Here is a 16,031-nt window from a genome sequence, read left to right as displayed (position 1 = left end):
GACGGACGCCGCTCTGCGGCGCCCTCCGTGGCGACTGTTGGCGTGCAATAGGTCGGGTTTTTGAGGGCTCGGTTCTTGCTCTCAAGCGGCAGGCTCACAGTCGCTCCGCGGCAGCGCGCACTGCCCTCGCACGTCACGGCGTCAAGCGTCCGATAGCCATGACTTGAAAGAGGTCCATGCAGCGTATCGGAGTGCGTGAGGGATGCGCCGGCTGAAGCAGTTGACGACTCCAACGCTTGGATCGCGAGCGTTGCATCCGTGAGCCAGTCGGACTTCGCGATGATGAACAGGCTTGGATCCGGACAAAAAACAGCTCCGCGTTGACGCCCATCAGTGGAAAGTTTCCTTCCGCATTCCCGACATGTTTGATGAAAGTATGCGACTGAATGCGCTGGGGGAAATCGACAATGATAACGGCTTGACCGATGCCAATCCTCTGACTAGCGACATTATAATCTTAGAATGATTGTGTCGTTCTTCGAGCGATATTCATGAATTTTCATCCGCGGTCTTTGCGTGGGGCTGAGTGGCGTGTGGTCCGGTACTTCCCGGCGGCTCGGTACTCAGACGAGCGGCGGGCAGTGAGGGACAAGTTGCTATGAACTCGCAGGCAGAAATGCAGCAGGACGGCGCGTGCCGGCGCGAGATCGCACGCCTCGATACGACGCTCGCCGTGATCCGAAGGAAGGGACCTTCCAAGCGCGCGCTTCTGCTCTGCGGTGCCGCCGCACTGACCATGGTCTCCGCCGCCGCGCGCGCCGAGGACGTCGTCGATAACGGCGCGGTGCGTGAGTACACCGCCGGCAGCAGCGTCTTGCCGGATACCCTGGTGATCGGTCGGGAAGGCGAGGGTACGGTTGCCATTCATGGCGGCGCCACCGTCGTCATGAACACGGTGGATGGCAGCACGGATTCCCGCATCGAAATCGGCAATGGCGGCACTGGCGCACTGCGCATCGATGGCGGCACGCTCACCGTCAATATCGCCGACGGCCCGACGGCCGGCTCCTCGATCGGGCGGATCTGGGTCGGTGGCGGTCAGACCAACACCACTGGCGGCACCGGCACCCTGACCATGTCGTCCGGGTTGCTTGAATTCACCCCCGTCGTTGCCGGCACCGGGAATTACGGCGGGCTGGCGATCGGCCGCGGCGCCGGGGTCACCGGCACCGTGGACCAGGCCGGGGGCACCGTCAGGTTCCAGAGCGGCGGCGCCATCGACCTCGGCATCTTTGACGGTCAGGGCGCCTACAACCTGAGCGGCGACGCGCAGCTCGATGCCGGCCATGGCGGCGTGACGATGTATATTGGCTCGCGCGGCGGCAGCGGCGAGATGGAGATCCGCGACAGCGCGGCCTTCACCATGACCACCGGTGCCAATTCGGGCGGCCAGCTCTATGTCGGCGATGCGGGCGGGACCGGCATCATCCGCCAGTCCGGCCCGGGCAGCACCGTCACGCTTGGCCTGATGAATCCCATCCGCTTCGGGAGCAATCTCAGCAACGCCGTCGCGGGCGGTGGCACCGGCACCTATGAACTGACGGGCGGCACGCTGAACGTCCTCAATGTCGGCGGCTCGAATCAGATCATCTTCGGCGACGCCGCCGGCGGCACCGGAAACTTCCGGATCGGCGGCGGCACGGCGAATATCGCCAGCAATCTTGTGCTCGCCAATGCGGCGGGCTCGACCGGCCTGATCGATCAGACGGGCGGCACTCTCGCCCTCAACGATGGCGCGACCTTGCGCTTCGGCGCCGGCGTCGGAACCTACAACCTGCAGGGCGGCACGCTGCTGGTCGGCGGCGCCAACGGCATTTCCGGCACGGGCGCCCTCAACCTCGGCACCGCGACGCTGCGCGTGCAGGACAGTGCCCTGACCACCGCCCATGCGGCGACGCTGCAATCCGGGACCCAGTTCACCCTCGACACGAACGGCCTCGCTGCGCAATGGGGCGGCGTCCTCTCCGGGGACGGCGCGCTCATCAAGGCCGGTGGCGGCACGCTGACGCTGACGGCGGCCAATACCTATACCGGCACCACGACGATCAGCGGCGGCACGCTGGCGCTGACCGGCAGCGGCCGCATCGGCGCCAATGCCAGGCTGACCAATGACGGCGTCGTCGATCTGTCGGGCGCCACCTCGGGCGGGGGGCGTGCCGACATCATGCTCGGGAGCCTGTCCGGCTCAGGCGAGGTGATCAGCGGCACCAACCTCCTGATCGTCGGTACCGACAACACCGACAGCGCCTTCTCCGGCACGATCCGCAATGGCGGCACGGGCTGGGATGCGCTCTACGGCAGGTTCGCCAAGGGCGGCACCGGCACACTCACCATCGACGGTGCCACCATCAGCGGCGGCGAGGCCTATGTGCTGGGCGGCACTCTGGCGCAGACCTCCGGCAATACGGTGGTCGACTACCTCGCGGTCGGCAGCGGTACGACCAGCGGTACGCCCAATAGCGGTCGGCTACTCGTCTCCGGCGGCACCATCAGCTTCGGGACGGCGCTGCAGGTCGGCGACTGGGGCGGCTCGGGCCTGGTCGAGCAGAGCGGCGGCGAGGTTAGGCTCTCCTCCACCTGCCTTACCGCCAGCTGCGCCTCCCTGAACATCGGCAACCAGGGCGGCACCGGCCGCTACGCCATCAGCGGTGGCGCGTTGCTGATCTCGGGCGCCAGCCATTCCCTCGGCCGCAATGCCGGCGCCAACCCCGCGGGCCATGGCGAGCTCGAGATCAGCGGCACGGCCCTGGTCGAAGTGCGGCCCACGCCGGACAGCCGCGGCTTCCTGGTGATCGGCGATCGGGACGCCAGCAATCCCGGCGTCACCAACAGCACCGGCGTCATCAACCAGTCCGGCGGCACCCTGCGGTTCGTGGACGAGTCCAACCTTTATCTCGGCGGTTACGGCAGCGGCACCTACAACCTGACCGGCGGCGTGCTGGAGATCGGCGGCACCAGCCTGGAGGGCCGCTATGGCGGCGGCGCCAGCGCGGCCACCGGCAGCTATGCCTTCAATCTCGGCGGCGGTACGATCCGGGCGATCGGTTCGACCCTGACGACGGGTGTGGATGCGACGCTGGTTGCTGGCACCAGCTCCACGATCGACACTGCCGGCTTCGGCGCCACCTGGTCCGGCGTTCTCTCGGGCGGCGGCCACCTGATCAAGGCTGGCGCCAGCGAGCTGACCCTGACGGGTGCCAACACCTATACCGGCGGCACCACCATCGCCTCCGGCACGCTGCGGATCGGCAATGGCGGCAGCCTCCTCGGCGACGTCGCCACGGCCGGCACGCTCGCCTTCGACCGCGCGGCCGCCATCTCTTTTGGCGGTGTCGTCTCCGGCACCGGCGGGCTGGCCCAACGCGGTGCGGGCTCGCTCACCCTTACGGCAGCGAATACCTTCACCGGCGAGACCAATATCGCCGCCGGCAGCAGCCTGTTCCTGGCCGGCGCGGGCGGCATCGCCGCTTCCAGCCGAGTGGCCTCCGACGGCACCCTCGACATTTCCGGGACCTCCGGCGCTTCGCTCCGCAGCCTCGCCGGCGGCGGCAGCGTGACGCTCGGCACGCAGACCCTTGCCCTCACCGCGGCGGCGGATACCTTCTCCGGCGCCATCAACGGCGCCGGCGGGTTTGCCGTCACCGGCGGGACCCAGATCCTGTCCGGCACGAACAGCTATGCCGGCGGCACGGCCATTTCCACCGGCGCGACGCTGCAGCTCGGCAACGGCGGCGCCACGGGCAGCATCGCCGGCAATGTCGCCAATGGCGGCACGCTCGCCTTCTACCGCGCCGACGACGTGATCTTCACGGGCGCCATCTCCGGAACCGGCGCGGTGGAGAAGGCGGGCGCGGGGCGGCTGACGCTCACGCAGGACAGCAGCTACTCCGGCGGCACCATCGTCGCAGCGGGCGAGCTGAGCCTGCTCACCTCGGCCGCCGCGGGCACCGGGACGATCACGCTAGGCGATGGCACGACCCTCGCCTATGCCAATGGGATCGACGTCGCGAATGCCCTGATCATCGCCGGTGCGGTGAACCTGCATGTGGCCACCGGTGAAGCGACCCAGAGCGGCAATCTCTCCGGCGGCGGCACCTATGCCCTGACGGGAGACGGCCTTCTGCGCCTCAGCGGCAATAATTCGGGCTTCAGCGGCAACACCGTGCTTTCGGGCGTGACCGTCGATCTGACCAGCGACACCACGCTGGGCTCGGGCAGCGTGCAGGTGGTGGGCGATGCGGGGCTGCAATATGCCGGCGGCGTCACTGTCGCGAATGCCATCGGCGTCACCACCGGCTCGACGGTGACCGCGACCCTCGGTTCCGGGGACACCGCCCTGCAGGCGGGCGCGATCTCCGGCGGCGGTGCGCTGGCCGTGAACGGCGGCGGCACCCTGGTCCTCACCGGCGACAACACCCATACCGGCGGCACCATGATCACCTCCGGCACGCTGCAGATCGGCAATGGCGGCACGGCCGGCAGCATCGTCGGCAACGTCGTCAACGACGGGACGCTCGCCTTCGACCGCATGGGCGTGGTCACCGTCGCGGGGACGATCTCGGGCACCGGCGCGGTCGTCCAGAACAGCAACGGCGTGCTGGCGCTGACGGCGGACAATAGCTATTCGGGCGGCACCGACCTCAACAGCGGTGCGATCCTGATCGGTGCCGACGGGGCGCTCGGCACCGGTACGCTCGCCATGGCGGAGGGCACCGCGATCGGCTTCTCCGGCAGCCAGACGATCAGCAATGCGATCACCGTCTCAGGTGATCCCTATATCGATGTCATCACCGGGCAGACCGCGACGATCAGCGGCGTCATCTCCGACGGCACGGCGCCGGGCGACATCGTCAAGACGGGCCAGGGCACGCTGATCCTGACCGCCGCCAATACCTACACCGGCGGCACGGTGATCGAGGCCGGCACGCTGGCGCTGGTGGGGAGCGGCGCCATCGTGGGCCGCCTGGTCGACAACGGCACCTTCGACATCTCCGCCGCCGATGCGGGAGCCTCGCTCACCTCGCTGGGGGGCTCGGGCGCGGTCGTCCTCGGCGCGCGGACGCTTAGCCTGAGCGCGGCGCACGACACCTTCGCCGGCGTCATCTCCGGCACCGGCGGGCTGCTGCTGACGGGCGGCGCCCAGACCCTGACCGGCGAGAACAGCTTCACCGGCGGCATTGCCCTCGGCGCAGGCGCGGCCCTGATGGTCGGCGATGGCGGCACGCGCGGCAGCATCGCCAGTGACGTCGTGGCCAACGGCACGCTCACCTTCAACCGGTCGGACGTGACCAGCTATGCCGGCGCCATCTCGGGCGCGGGGCTGCTGCGCCAGGTCGGCGCCGGACGACTGACGCTGAGCGGCGACAGCTCGGCCTATACCGGCCTCACCGAGGTGGCGGCCGGCACCCTGGCGGTGGACGGCACGCTCGGCGGCACGCTCGCCGTGGCGCGCGGCGCCACGCTCGCTGGTGCGGGCACGGTCGGAACGACGACCGTCGCCGCAGGCGGTGCCCTGTCGCCCGGCAACGGCGCGATCGGCACCCTGACGGTGAAGGGCGGGCTGCGTCTCGAGGCTGGCGCGACCTACGCGGTCGACGTCGATGCGCGGGGCCGCAGCGACCTGGTGCGGGTGACGCAGGCGGCCGCCATCGACGGCGGTGCGGGCGTCGCGGTGCGCGCCACGGGCGGCTGGAGCCTCTCGACCCGCTACACCGTGCTGACGGCGGCGGGCGGCGTGGCCGGGGCCTTCAACCCGGCGATCGCCTCCGACTTCACCTTCCTGACGCCGATGCTCAGCTACGACACGAACAACGTCTACCTGACCCTGGAGCGGAATGCGGTGGCCTTCGCCTCCGTCGCCGCGACGGGCAACCAGCGGACGGCGGCCACGGGCCTGGACACGCTGACCGGCGGGCCGCTCCATAACGCCGTGGTCCAGCTCAATGCAGGCGCGGCCCGCTCGGCCTTCGACCAGCTCTCAGGCGAGGCGCATGCTTCCTCGAAGGGCGTGCTGATCGACGACAGCCGCTTCGTGCGCGCCGCCGGCATGGATCGCATCCGCGCTGCCTTCGGGGGCGTTTCGGCCACCGGCGGTCCGGTCATGGCCTATGCCGGCCCGGCCGGGGGGCGAGGCTTCGTGCCCGCTTCGGCGACGACGGAGCGCACCGCCGTATGGGCGCAGGGCTTCGGCGCCTGGGGGCATCTCGGTGCTTCCGGCGGCGCTGCCCGGGTTTCCCATAACGTCGGCGGTATCCTCGTGGGTGCCGATGCGCCGGTGCTCGGCGGCAAGTGGCGCGTCGGCCTGCTCTCCGGCTACAGCCGCTCCACCTTCAACGTCGGCGACCGTCGCTCTTCCGGCGAGGCGGACAACTTCCATCTCGGCCTCTACGGCGGCACGCAATGGGGGCAGCTCGGCCTTCGCCTCGGTGCGGCCTATAGCTGGAGCGATGTCGGTATGCGGCGGAACGTCGCCTTCACCGGCTACTCCGACCGGCTGCGCGGCCGCCACAATGCCGGAACGGCGCAGGCCTTCGGCGAGCTGGGCTACCGCGTCGATCTCGGCCGGGTGGCGCTCGAGCCCTTCGCCGGCCTGGCCTATGTGAATGTCCATACCGACAGCTTCACCGAGCAGGGCGGCGCCGCCGCGCTCCGGTCGGGAAGCGACGACATGGGGGTGGCCTTCGCGACCCTCGGCCTCCGCGGCGCCACCTCCTTCGCGCTCGGCGGCCTCGACCTGACGGCGACTGGCATGCTCGGCTGGCGCCGTGCCTGGGGCGACGTTCGCCCGACCGCCACGATGGCTTTCGCCGGCGGCGATCCGTTCACGGTGACGGGTGCGCCGATCGGCCGCGATGCCGCGATCGTCGAGACGGGTATCTCCACGGCCATCGGCCGCGGCCTCACGGTGGCGGTTTCCTACACCGGCCAGATCGGCGACCAGGCGCAGGCCCATGGCGTGCGCGGCAATCTGAGCTGGCGGTTCTGAAAGGAAGCGGCGTGCCTGCGGGAGCAGGCTGCCGCGCCATCGGTAATAGGACCCGGCTTCGGGAAGTGCGACGGCGGGGACTTCCCCGCCGTTTCGCCGTTGGGGGGCAAGACGTTAAAGCCGGAGCGCTCAGCTACCGCTTAAGCCCGCCCCGAAACCTTTGCCTGGAAACCCGCGTCCCTTCCGATAGGATGTGGCGGTGACCTTCACGCGGCGCGCCTCGCTCTCACTGCCTTGGCTGTTGCCCACCGCGGCAGGCGCCAGTCCGCGGCTTCGCGTCGGCTCCAAGAACTTCACCGAGCAGCTCATCGTCGGCGAGCTCTATGCCCAAACCTTGGAGGCCTGGGGCGCGACCGTCGAGCGGCGGTTCAACCTCGGCGGCACCGCCATCGCGCAGAGCGCGTTGCTGAGCGGCGAAATCGACCTTTATCCGGAGTACACCGGCACCGGCCTCGGCGTGGTGCTGCAGGAGCCTCCGGAGGGCACTCCTGACGGCGTCCTTGCGAAGGTCCGGGCCGGCTATACCGCGCGCTTCGATCTGGACTGGATCGCCCCCTCCGGCATCGACAACGGCAATGCGCTCCTGGTCACCGCGGCCACGGCACGGCGGCTCAACCTCGCCACGCTGTCGGATCTCGCCCGGGAGGCGCCGAAGCTCACCCTCGCGGCCGGGAATGAATTCGCCGACCGGGCGGACGGCCTGCCCGGTCTGCGCCGGGTTTACGGGATGCAGTTCCGGCGCTTCCGGCAGTTCGCCGCGCTCGGCCTCCGCTACGCGGCGCTCGCGCATGGCCAGGCGGATGTCGTGAACGCCTACGCCACCGACTGGCAGATCGCCGTGGGCGGCTACACCTCGCTTCACGACGATCGCGGGCTCTGGCCCGCCTACCAGCTCTGCGCCGTGATCCGTGGCGCGACCCTGCGCGACACGCCCGGCATTGAAGCGCCCCTGGCCGCGGTCAGCCAGCGGCTGGACAATGCGGTGATGCAGCGGTTGAACCGCGAGGTCGACCAGGATGGCGACGAGCCGCGCGAGGTCACCCGGCGTTTCCTCGCCGCCCGGAACCCCACCTGATGCGCTGGACCAGCCGGAACCTCGATACCATCCTGGCCGCCCTGGTGACCCATCTGGAGCTCGTGCTCGCGGCGCTCGCCATCGCGCTGGTGCTGGCCCTGCCGCTCGGGCTGCTGGCGGCGGGGAGGCCGCGGCTCAGCGCCTGGCTGCTCGGCAGCGCGAGCCTGCTCTACAGCCTGCCGACGCTGGCGGTCTTCGCGCTGCTGGTGCCGGTGCTCGGCCTCGGCTTCGCCCCGGCCCTCGTGGCCCTGGCGACCTATGCGCTTCCGGTTCTGCTGCGCGCCATCGTCGCCGGCATCGCCGCTGTGCCGGCGCCCGTGAAGGAGGCCGCGACGGGCATGGGCCTCAGCCCCTGGCAGCGGCGCTGGCGCGTCGAGCTGCCCTTGGCCCTGCCGGTGATGATTGGCGGGCTTCGCGTCGCTTCTGTCACCGTCGTCTCCGCCGCCACCGTCGCCGCCTATATCAGCGCCGGCGGGTTGGGCACGCTGATCCTCACGGGGCTCGACCAGGGGCATACGGAGAAGATCCTGGTGGGCGCCTTCCTGGTCACCGCCCTGGCCCTGGCGCTGGATCAGGCCCTGGGCGCGGTGCAGCGCCACCTGCCGAGGCTCGCTTGAGGCAGGTGCTCGGCGAGACCCTCGCCTGGCTGCAGGCCAATCCTGCGGCCTTCACCGGGGCCTTGGGCGAGCACGTGCTGCTTTCCCTCGTCGGGCTCGGGCTCGGCATCGGCGTGGCGGTCCCGCTCGGGCTTGCGGTCGCCCATCGCCCAGGCGGCGCCGAGCTCGCCATCACCCTCGCCGGGGGGCTCCGCACCGTGCCGAGCCTGGCGGTGCTGGCGGCCCTGCTGCCGCTGCTGGGCGTAGGCTTCACCCCCTCGGTGATCGCGCTCGCACTGCTCGCCGTTCCGCCGGTCCTGGTGAACCTCCTGGCCGGGCTGCGCGGCGCCGATCCGGCGGCGGTCGCGGCAGCGACGGGGCTCGGGATGTCGCCCGGGCAGGTCCTCCTCCGCGTGGAGCTGCCGCTGGCCTTGCCGCTGCTCTTCGCCGGGCTGCGCATCGCCGCGGTGCAGGTGGTCTCCGGCGCGGCGCTCGCCACCTTCATTGGCGGGGGCGGTCTCGGCGATCTCGTCTCCCAGGGGCTCGCCTTGCTGGATACCGGCCGCATGCTGCTCGGCGCGACGGCGATCGCCGTGCTGGCTCTGCTGACCGAGGCGGGCTTCGGCCTGTTGGAGCGGCGGCTGCAACGGAGGGTGCAGGCATGATCCGGCTGGAGGGGCTGACCAAGCACTGGCCGGGTGCGGCGAAGGCCTCGGTCGCGGACATCTCGCTGGAAGTGCCGGAGGGAACGAGCTGCGCCCTGATCGGTCCTTCCGGCTGCGGCAAGACGACCACGCTGCGGATGGTGAACCGGCTGGTGGAGCCCTCCGCCGGCCGCGTCTGGATCGGCGGCGAGGACGCCCTGCGGCAGGATCCGATCCAACTCAGGAGGCGCATCGGCTATGTGATCCAGGAGGTCGGCCTCTTTCCCCATCGCAGCGTGGCCGAGAACGTCGCGACCGTGCCGGTGCTGCTCGGCTGGGACGCGGCGCGGATCAAGGCGCGCGTGGCGGAAGTGCTGGAGCTGGTGGGGCTGCCGGGTTTCGCGGATCGGCGGCCGTATCAGCTCTCGGGCGGCGAGCGCCAAAGGGTGGGCGTGGCGCGGGCCTTGGCCGGCGATCCGCCGGTCCTGCTGATGGATGAGCCCTTCGGCGCGGTGGACCCCCTGCGCCGCCGCCAGCTTCAGGACGAGGTGCTTAAGCTCCTGCGCGAGCTGGGCAAGACGGTGCTCGTCGTCACGCATGATGTCTCGGAGGCGATGCGTCTGGGCGACGCGGTGGCGATCCTCAGGGAGGGCGCGCTCCTGCAGCACGCTTCCCCGGCCGAGTTGCTGGCCCATCCAGCGACGGGCTTCGTGGCCGATTTCCTCGGGACCGATCGCGCGCTGACGCGGCTCGGGCTTTTCCTCGCCGCATCGATGAGGGGCGAGGCTGCGGCGACCGGAGCGGCCCTGCCTCCCGAGGCGACCTTGCGTGACGCCTTGTCGGAAATGCTGGCGCGCGGCACCCGTGCGGTGCCCCTGGCGGAGGGCGGCTCGGTCATCCTCGAGGCCGTGCTCGAGAAGGCCGCCACCTGAGCAGGCTCAGGACTCCAGCAACCAGACCGAGAACAGCCCTTCCGGATCGCTCCACATTTTCAAGGGACGCCAGCCCGCGCTCTCCGCCAGCGCGCGCAGACGATCCGGCCGGTATTTGTGGCTGCTTTCGGTGTGGATGCTCTCGCCGGCCTCGAAGCGGAACCGGTGTTCCGCGACCATCACGCTATGCGCGCGCTGCGAAACCAGATGCATCTCGATCCGTTCGAGCCTGGCGTTCCAGCGCGCCTCATGGCGAAAGGCCGAGAGGTCGAAATCGGCACCGGCCTCACGATTCAACCGGGCCAGCAGGTTGAGATTGAAGGCCGCGGTGACGCCGGCCGGGTCGTCATAGGCCGCTTCGAGAATGGCGGCTTCCTTCACGAGATCGGCGCCGAGCAGCAGGCGCGCGCCTGGCCGCAGGCTTGCCCGGGCCCGCCGCAGGAAGGCCACGGCCTCCTTCGGTTCGAAATTGCCGATGGTGGAGCCGGGGAAGAAGCCCAGATGGGTCCTGCTGCCGGCGGCACGCCCGGCTAGGTCGAAGGGCAGCGTGAAATCCGCCACCACGGGCCGGACCTTGAGGCCGGGGAAGGCGGCGGAAACGCGCGCGGCCGCCTCCTCCAACCACTCGGCGGCGATATCGACGGGGAGATAGGCGGCCGGCGCCTCAAGCGCACCGAGCAGCTGCACGGCCTTGGCGCCGGTGCCCGGACCGAATTCCACGACGGCCGCGCTAGGGCCGATGGCATCGGCGATGTCCTGGCCGCTCTCCTCCAGGATCCGCACCTCGGTGCGCGTGGGGTAGTATTCCGGAAGCCGGGTGATGGCTTCGAACAACCGGCAGCCCTCGGCGTCATAAAGCCATTTGCAGGGCAGGGTCTTCGGCGTGCCCGCGAGCCCGGCGAGCGCATCGGCACGGAGCGCCTCGGCCTGCGCCGTCGCGGCATCGCGCCGGAATGCGCCGCTCACGCCGCGTCCTCCGCCAGCCGCAGGCTGCTGAATTGCCAGCGCGCCCCGGGCGGGAAGAAATTGCGGTAGCTCGGACGCGCATGTCCCGGTGGGGTCGCCAGCGAGCCCCCGCGCAGCACCATCTGGCCGATCATGAACTTGCCGTTGTACTCGCCGACGGCGCCCGCCCAGGGCCTGAAGCCCGGATAGGGGCGGTAGGCGCTGCCCGTCCATTGCCAGGAGATACCGGATCCCTCGGCGAAGCCGGGCAGGGCTTCCGCGGCCTCCCATTCCTGTTCGGTCGGCAGGCGCTTGCCGGCCCAGCGGGCGAAGGCATCCGCCTCGTACCAGGAGATGTGCCGGACGGGCAGAAGCGGGTCGACCGGCCGCATCCCGCCCAGGCCGAACTGCCACCACGCGCCGTCACGCTGTTCCCAGTAGAGCGGCGCCTCCCACCCCTCGGCCTGGCAGGCGGACCAGCCGTCGCTCATCCAGAGGAGCGCGTCCCGGTAGCCGCCATCCTCCATGAAGGCGAGCCATTCGCCGTTACGGACCAGGCGATCGGCGATCCGGAAGGGCGCGAGGTAGGTCCGGTGGCGCGGGGTCTCGTTGTCGAAGGCGAAGTCAGCGCCGGCATGGCCGATCTCCACCACGCCCTCCGGGCCGTCGAGCATGCGCGCGGCGCCACGGGTGCCAAGCGGCTCGTGCCAGCCGGCGTCATAGGCCGGGCGCAGTGGATTGCCCGAGAGGACATGCAGGATGTCGGTCAGCAGCAGTTCCTGATGCTGTTCCTCATGATGGAGGCCGAGCTCGATCAGCGGCAGCGTCTCCGCCGGCGGGTCGCGCAGCAGCCGTGCCATGGCGGCGTCAACGGCGGCGCGATAGGCGGCGACTTCGTCGCTGCTCGGGCGGGTCAATATGCCGCGCTGCGGCCGTGCATGCCGCGGGCCGGCGGCCACGTAGTAGGAGTTGAAGAGAACGGCGAAGCTCTCGTCGAACCGCCGGTAGCCGGGCAGGAAGGGCAGCAGCAGGAAGGTCTCGAAGAACCAGGTGGTGTGCGCCCGGTGCCATTTCGTCGGGCTCGCATCCGGCATCGACTGGACGACCTGATCCTCCGGCGAGAGGGGGGCGGCCAAAGCCTCCGTCCTCGATCGGACCCGCGCGTAGCGTTCAGTCAGGGAACGTGTGGTGTCTGTCGGCCGGTGATCGATGACGTCCATGATGAGCGATTCCTCCGACTTCTGCCGCATGGCGGCCCGGCGCTGCGCGCCTTCACTTCGGGCTGGTCGTCATAGAGCCCCGGAACGGGCCTTGGGTTTCAGCGGCGCGCCGAGGTGATGCGTGCTCTGACGTCGGCAGTTACGTGTCGGTAAGATTGCCCGCGTCGATCGAGGGCTTGGGGAATGGCCAATCTCAGCTGATCGCATCCACCCTATCGGGATAGAAGGCAAGGTGATCCTTGATCTCGCCCACGGCCTCATAGGGGGCCTCATAGGTCCAGACGGCATCGACCGATCGCCGGCCGCCGGCTGGGATGCTGAAATACGAGGCATCGCCCTTGTAGGGGCAGTAGGAACTTTGATCGCTGCGCTCGAGGAGGTCCATCCGCGCGTCCTGGCGCGGGATATAGATTGCCGGGGCGTAAGAGGCTTCGCGCAGAACAAGGGCTTTGTCGCTCTCGGCGATGGTCTGCCCCGCGACCATGACGGTAACCCGGCGCCCAAGAGGCTCGATGGTAATGGGGTGGTTGGGGTCAGGCGGAAGCACGGGTTTTGTCATCGCAGGAACTCCCGGGATGTTGGCGCTGACGGCCCGGTCAGACCGATCTGACCCGCCGTGGGGCGGGGATGCCTCTCGCGCGCGGAGAGAGGCTGGATCAACCACGTGGTGTGCCCGGCCATGGATGTCCACCTCCGCCTTCGCTGGAGTCTGAACATGCCGCGGAGGATCGTTCTCGCGCCGGCTGGGCTGGTTTGCGATGATGGGCTGCGTGTCGGAAAGTGTTTGGTGCCGGTCGCCGCGGCAGAGGGCGACCTCCGGGGGCGCCCGTGCAGCAGGCCGCTGAAAGGCGGGTTGCTCCATCGCCCTGCATCCGGGCAATGCGATGCACCTCCCGCCTACTACAACCCCGCCCTACGCCGGTTGTCGGCCTAGGGCGGGAGCCCCGCGTTGGGGCTTACTTCCCGGTGAAAACCGGCTTGCGCTTGCCGAGGAAGGCCGCGCGGCCTTCCTTGTGGTCCTGCGTCACGAAGAGCGTCGCCTGGAAATCCGCCTCGCGCGCGAGCGCCTTGTCGAGATCCTCGGCGAACCACTGGCGCGTATAGGCGATGGGCAGCGGCGCGGATTCGGCCAGGGCCTGGGCCTTCTCCATCGCGGCCTCCAGCGCCAGGCCGGGCGCGACCACGTAGTCCACGAGGCCGATCGCCTTGGCCTCGGTGCCCAGGTACTGGGTGTGGTGCAGCAGCATGTCGCGCGCGCGGCCGACGCCGATGCGCGCGGGCAGCGTCGCGGGCATGCCCATGTCCGCCATCAGGCCGATCTTGTGGAAGCCGGCCATGAAGCGGGCATTCTCGGCCGCGACGACCGTGTCGCAGAGCAGCGTCAGCGACAGGCCGGCGCCCACCGCCCAACCCTCGACGGCGGCGACGATGGGCAGGTTGCCCCGCGCCATCAGCCGCACCAGGCGGTGCGTGCGGCGCATCCGCTCGCGCCCGTCATAGGGGTTCTCGATGTTCATGCCGGTGATGTCGCCGCCGGCGCTGAACACGCCGCCGGAGCCGGTGAGCACCAAGCAGCGGATCGAGGTATCGGCGCTGGCGCGCTCGATCGCATCCTCCAGCGCCTGCCGCAGCGGCACGGCAAGCGCGTTGCGGCGCGACGGGTAGTCGATGGTCAGGACGAGGACGGCGCCGTGCCGCTCCTCGGCGATGCGCATCACGGGCGCTTCGGTCGCGTCGCTCATTCCTCGGTCTCCGGGGCGAGCGCCATGAAGCGCTTGCGGTGCAGGGCGGCGCCGCCGAGGGCCGGGGCCTGGACCATGGCGCGACGCATATAGAGGCCGACATCGTAGTCGTCGGTGTAGCCGATACCGCCGTGCAGCTGCACGCAGGCCTGGGCCACGAGCATGCCCGCCTCGCTGGCGCGCGCCTTGGCGCGGCTGACGATGGCCTGTGCCGCCTCGCCCGTCGCGCCGTCGTCCAGCGCGGCGGCCGCCTGCTCCACGGCGGCGCGGGTGAGCGCCACCTGCATCTTCGCATCCGCCGCCTTGTGCTGCAGCGACTGGAAGGTGCCGATGATCTTGCCGAACTGCTGGCGCGTCTTGAGGTATTCGAGCGTCATCGCGAAGCTCGCCTCCATGCCGCCGAGCAGCGAAGCCGCGGTGGCCAGCGCCGCGCGGTCCAGCGCCTCGGTCAGCGCCGCGCCGATATCGTCGGCGATGTGCTGGCCAGGGCCGTGGCCCGAGAAGGGCTTGGGCGCGACGGTGCCGAGATGGCCGCCATCCTGCGTCGCCTCGGTCGTGATCGTGACCTGGTCGCGCGTCAGGAGGTGGAGGGCCACGCCCTTACCCTCGGCTACGGGCCAGAGGATATGCGTGGCGCCGCCCGCCATGGGCACGAAGGCGCGCGCGCCCTCGGCCGAGGAGGCGAGGGAGAGCGTATTCGCGCGGTCCTGCCAGGCGGTGAGGACCACGGCCTCGCCGGCCAGCAGCTGGCCCAGCAGCTCCGTGGCGCCGGCCGCGGCCAGCAGATGCGCCGAGAGGGCGCAGCCGATCAGCGGCTCGGGCGCCAGCGCGCGGCCGGCTTCCTCGGCCAGGGCGACCATCTCGCCCATGCCCAGGCCCGTGCCGCCCGCTTCCTCGGAAACGGCGAGCCCGATCCAGCCGGCCTCGCCCATCTGGCGCAACAGGCCGCCGTCGAAGCCCGGCTCCGTGAAGCGCAGCTTGCGGACCCGTGCGAGGTCCGTGCCGAGAAGTCCGCGCGCCGAATCGCGGATCATCTCGATGCTTTCCGCGCGGTCGCCCGAGAAGGGCGCCACGCCGGCGGCCGACGCGCTCATGCGCGGGTGTGAAGCTTGGCGGCGCTCTTCGCCTGCAGCTCCTCCAGGCTCACGCCATCGGCGATGTCGCGCACGACGAAGCCGAGCTCGGGCACCACGTCCAGCACCGCGAGGTTCGTGTAGACGCGGCTGACGTTGGAGAGCGCGGTCAGCGGATAGCCGCACTTCTCGACGATCTTCGGGCGACCGTCCTTGGTCGTGTGGTCCATGACGACCCAGAGGCGCTTGGCGCCGGCACCGAGGTCCATCGCGCCGCCCACGGCCGGGGCCGTGTCGTTCTCGCTGGTCGCCCAGTTGGCGAGGTCGCCATTCTCCGCGACCTCGAAGCCGCCGAGCACGCAGAGGTCGATATGCCCGCCGCGGATCATCGAGAAGCTGTCGGCGTGGTGGCAGAAGGAGCCGCCCTTGCGCAGGGTGACGAACTGCTTGCCGGCGTTGATCAGCCAGGGCGTCTCCTTGCCCTGCTCCGGCGCGGGGCCCATGCCCAGCACGCCGTTCTCGGACTGGAAGATCACCTCGCGCTCGAGCGGAACCTCGTTGGCGATCAGGGTCGGCATGCCGATGCCGAGATTGACAACCCAGCCCTCGGGAATGTCGGCGGCGGCCTTCGCGGCCATGTCGGTGCGGCTATAGGGCATGAGGCTCCTCCTTTGGGCCAAGGCTAGGCCCGGGACATGTGCAGGTCCAGCTTGGCGCCCGGCCTTCCCGGATGGGTTCTGGCGGCCGGACGCCTCGCGGCGTGATGGGGTGCCCGGCGCGCAGGCCGGGCCGTTCTTGATCGCTCGCCGGGGTCTTGGC

General features: G+C 70.2%; 12 protein-coding genes. 6 read left to right on the top strand and 6 right to left on the bottom strand.

Features of this window, described 5'->3' with window-relative positions:
- Positions 1-292: 292 nt before the first annotated feature.
- The 6 genes from KHU32_RS21470 to KHU32_RS21445 all read left to right on the top strand — a co-directional run bounded on the left by KHU32_RS21470 (position 293) and on the right by KHU32_RS21445 (position 10,232).
- Positions 293-466, top strand: coding sequence for a hypothetical protein (locus KHU32_RS21470; RefSeq protein ID WP_213672222.1), 174 nt, complete (start codon positions 293-295; stop codon positions 464-466).
- A gap of 132 nt (positions 467-598) precedes the next feature.
- Positions 599-6,985: an autotransporter domain-containing protein gene (locus KHU32_RS21465; RefSeq protein ID WP_213672221.1), complete on the top strand. Its 6,387-nt coding sequence runs from the start codon at positions 599-601 to the stop codon at positions 6,983-6,985.
- A gap of 199 nt (positions 6,986-7,184) precedes the next feature.
- Positions 7,185-8,060: a glycine betaine ABC transporter substrate-binding protein gene (locus tag KHU32_RS21460; RefSeq protein WP_213672220.1), complete on the top strand. Its 876-nt coding sequence runs from the start codon at positions 7,185-7,187 to the stop codon at positions 8,058-8,060.
- Positions 8,060-8,677: an ABC transporter permease gene (locus tag KHU32_RS21455; RefSeq protein WP_213672219.1), complete on the top strand. Its 618-nt coding sequence runs from the start codon at positions 8,060-8,062 to the stop codon at positions 8,675-8,677. Before KHU32_RS21460 ends, KHU32_RS21455 begins: the two co-directional genes overlap by 1 nt.
- 5 nt (positions 8,678-8,682) lie before the next feature.
- Positions 8,683-9,321 carry an ABC transporter permease gene (locus KHU32_RS21450; protein WP_347265587.1) on the top strand — a complete coding sequence of 213 codons (639 nt, stop codon included), beginning with the start codon at positions 8,683-8,685 and terminating at the stop codon, positions 9,319-9,321.
- Positions 9,318-10,232: an ABC transporter ATP-binding protein gene (locus tag KHU32_RS21445; RefSeq protein ID WP_213672217.1), complete on the top strand. Its 915-nt coding sequence runs from the start codon at positions 9,318-9,320 to the stop codon at positions 10,230-10,232. The genes KHU32_RS21450 and KHU32_RS21445 overlap by 4 nt, the downstream gene beginning before the upstream one ends.
- 6 nt (positions 10,233-10,238) lie before the next feature.
- On the opposite strand, the gene egtD is transcribed toward KHU32_RS21445, so the two are convergent.
- The 6 genes from egtD to KHU32_RS21415 all read right to left on the bottom strand — a co-directional run bounded on the left by egtD (position 10,239) and on the right by KHU32_RS21415 (position 15,871).
- Positions 10,239-11,198, bottom strand: a complete 960-nt coding sequence (egtD, locus tag KHU32_RS21440) for an L-histidine N(alpha)-methyltransferase (protein ID WP_213672216.1) — start codon at positions 11,196-11,198, stop codon at positions 10,239-10,241.
- Entirely contained in the window at positions 11,195-12,397 is a 1,203-nt protein-coding gene (egtB, locus tag KHU32_RS21435; protein WP_213672215.1) for an ergothioneine biosynthesis protein EgtB, read from the bottom strand. Before egtB ends, egtD begins: the two co-directional genes overlap by 4 nt.
- Positions 12,398-12,590: 193 nt before the next feature.
- A complete protein-coding gene (locus KHU32_RS21430; RefSeq protein WP_213672214.1) occupies positions 12,591-12,956 on the bottom strand; it encodes a DUF427 domain-containing protein in 366 nt (121 codons plus the stop codon).
- A gap of 397 nt (positions 12,957-13,353) precedes the next feature.
- Positions 13,354-14,139 carry an enoyl-CoA hydratase/isomerase family protein gene (locus KHU32_RS21425; RefSeq protein WP_213672213.1) on the bottom strand — a complete coding sequence of 262 codons (786 nt, stop codon included), beginning with the start codon at positions 14,137-14,139 and terminating at the stop codon, positions 13,354-13,356.
- Positions 14,136-15,233, bottom strand: a complete 1,098-nt coding sequence (locus tag KHU32_RS21420) for an acyl-CoA dehydrogenase family protein (RefSeq protein WP_213672212.1) — start codon at positions 15,231-15,233, stop codon at positions 14,136-14,138. Before KHU32_RS21420 ends, KHU32_RS21425 begins: the two co-directional genes overlap by 4 nt.
- Entirely contained in the window at positions 15,230-15,871 is a 642-nt protein-coding gene (locus tag KHU32_RS21415) for a 3-oxoacid CoA-transferase subunit B (RefSeq protein ID WP_213672211.1), read from the bottom strand. The genes KHU32_RS21420 and KHU32_RS21415 overlap by 4 nt, the downstream gene beginning before the upstream one ends.
- Between the last annotated feature and the right edge of the window lie 160 nt (positions 15,872-16,031).

It is taken from the genome of Roseococcus pinisoli (genome assembly GCF_018413645.1).
Taxonomy (GTDB): domain Bacteria; phylum Pseudomonadota; class Alphaproteobacteria; order Acetobacterales; family Acetobacteraceae; genus Roseococcus; species Roseococcus pinisoli.
The sequence above is the reverse complement of the archived record's forward strand: the minus strand, read 5'-3'. Positions and strand labels throughout refer to the sequence as shown.

Excerpts from the sequence above, each read along its gene's own strand:
- KHU32_RS21425 (WP_213672213.1), bottom strand. The coding sequence starts at position 14,139 with ATGAGCGACGCGACCGAAGCGCCCGTGATGCGCATCGCCGAGGAGCGG.
- KHU32_RS21465 (WP_213672221.1), top strand. The coding sequence starts at position 599 with ATGAACTCGCAGGCAGAAATGCAGCAGGACGGCGCGTGCCGGCGCGAG.
- KHU32_RS21445 (WP_213672217.1), top strand. The coding sequence starts at position 9,318 with ATGATCCGGCTGGAGGGGCTGACCAAGCACTGGCCGGGTGCGGCGAAG.
- KHU32_RS21415 (WP_213672211.1), bottom strand. The coding sequence starts at position 15,871 with ATGCCCTATAGCCGCACCGACATGGCCGCGAAGGCCGCCGCCGACATT.
- KHU32_RS21420 (WP_213672212.1), bottom strand. The coding sequence starts at position 15,233 with ATGAGCGCGTCGGCCGCCGGCGTGGCGCCCTTCTCGGGCGACCGCGCG.
- KHU32_RS21430 (WP_213672214.1), bottom strand. The coding sequence starts at position 12,956 with ATGACAAAACCCGTGCTTCCGCCTGACCCCAACCACCCCATTACCATC.
- egtB (WP_213672215.1), bottom strand. The coding sequence starts at position 12,397 with ATGGACGTCATCGATCACCGGCCGACAGACACCACACGTTCCCTGACT.
- KHU32_RS21455 (WP_213672219.1), top strand. The coding sequence starts at position 8,060 with ATGCGCTGGACCAGCCGGAACCTCGATACCATCCTGGCCGCCCTGGTG.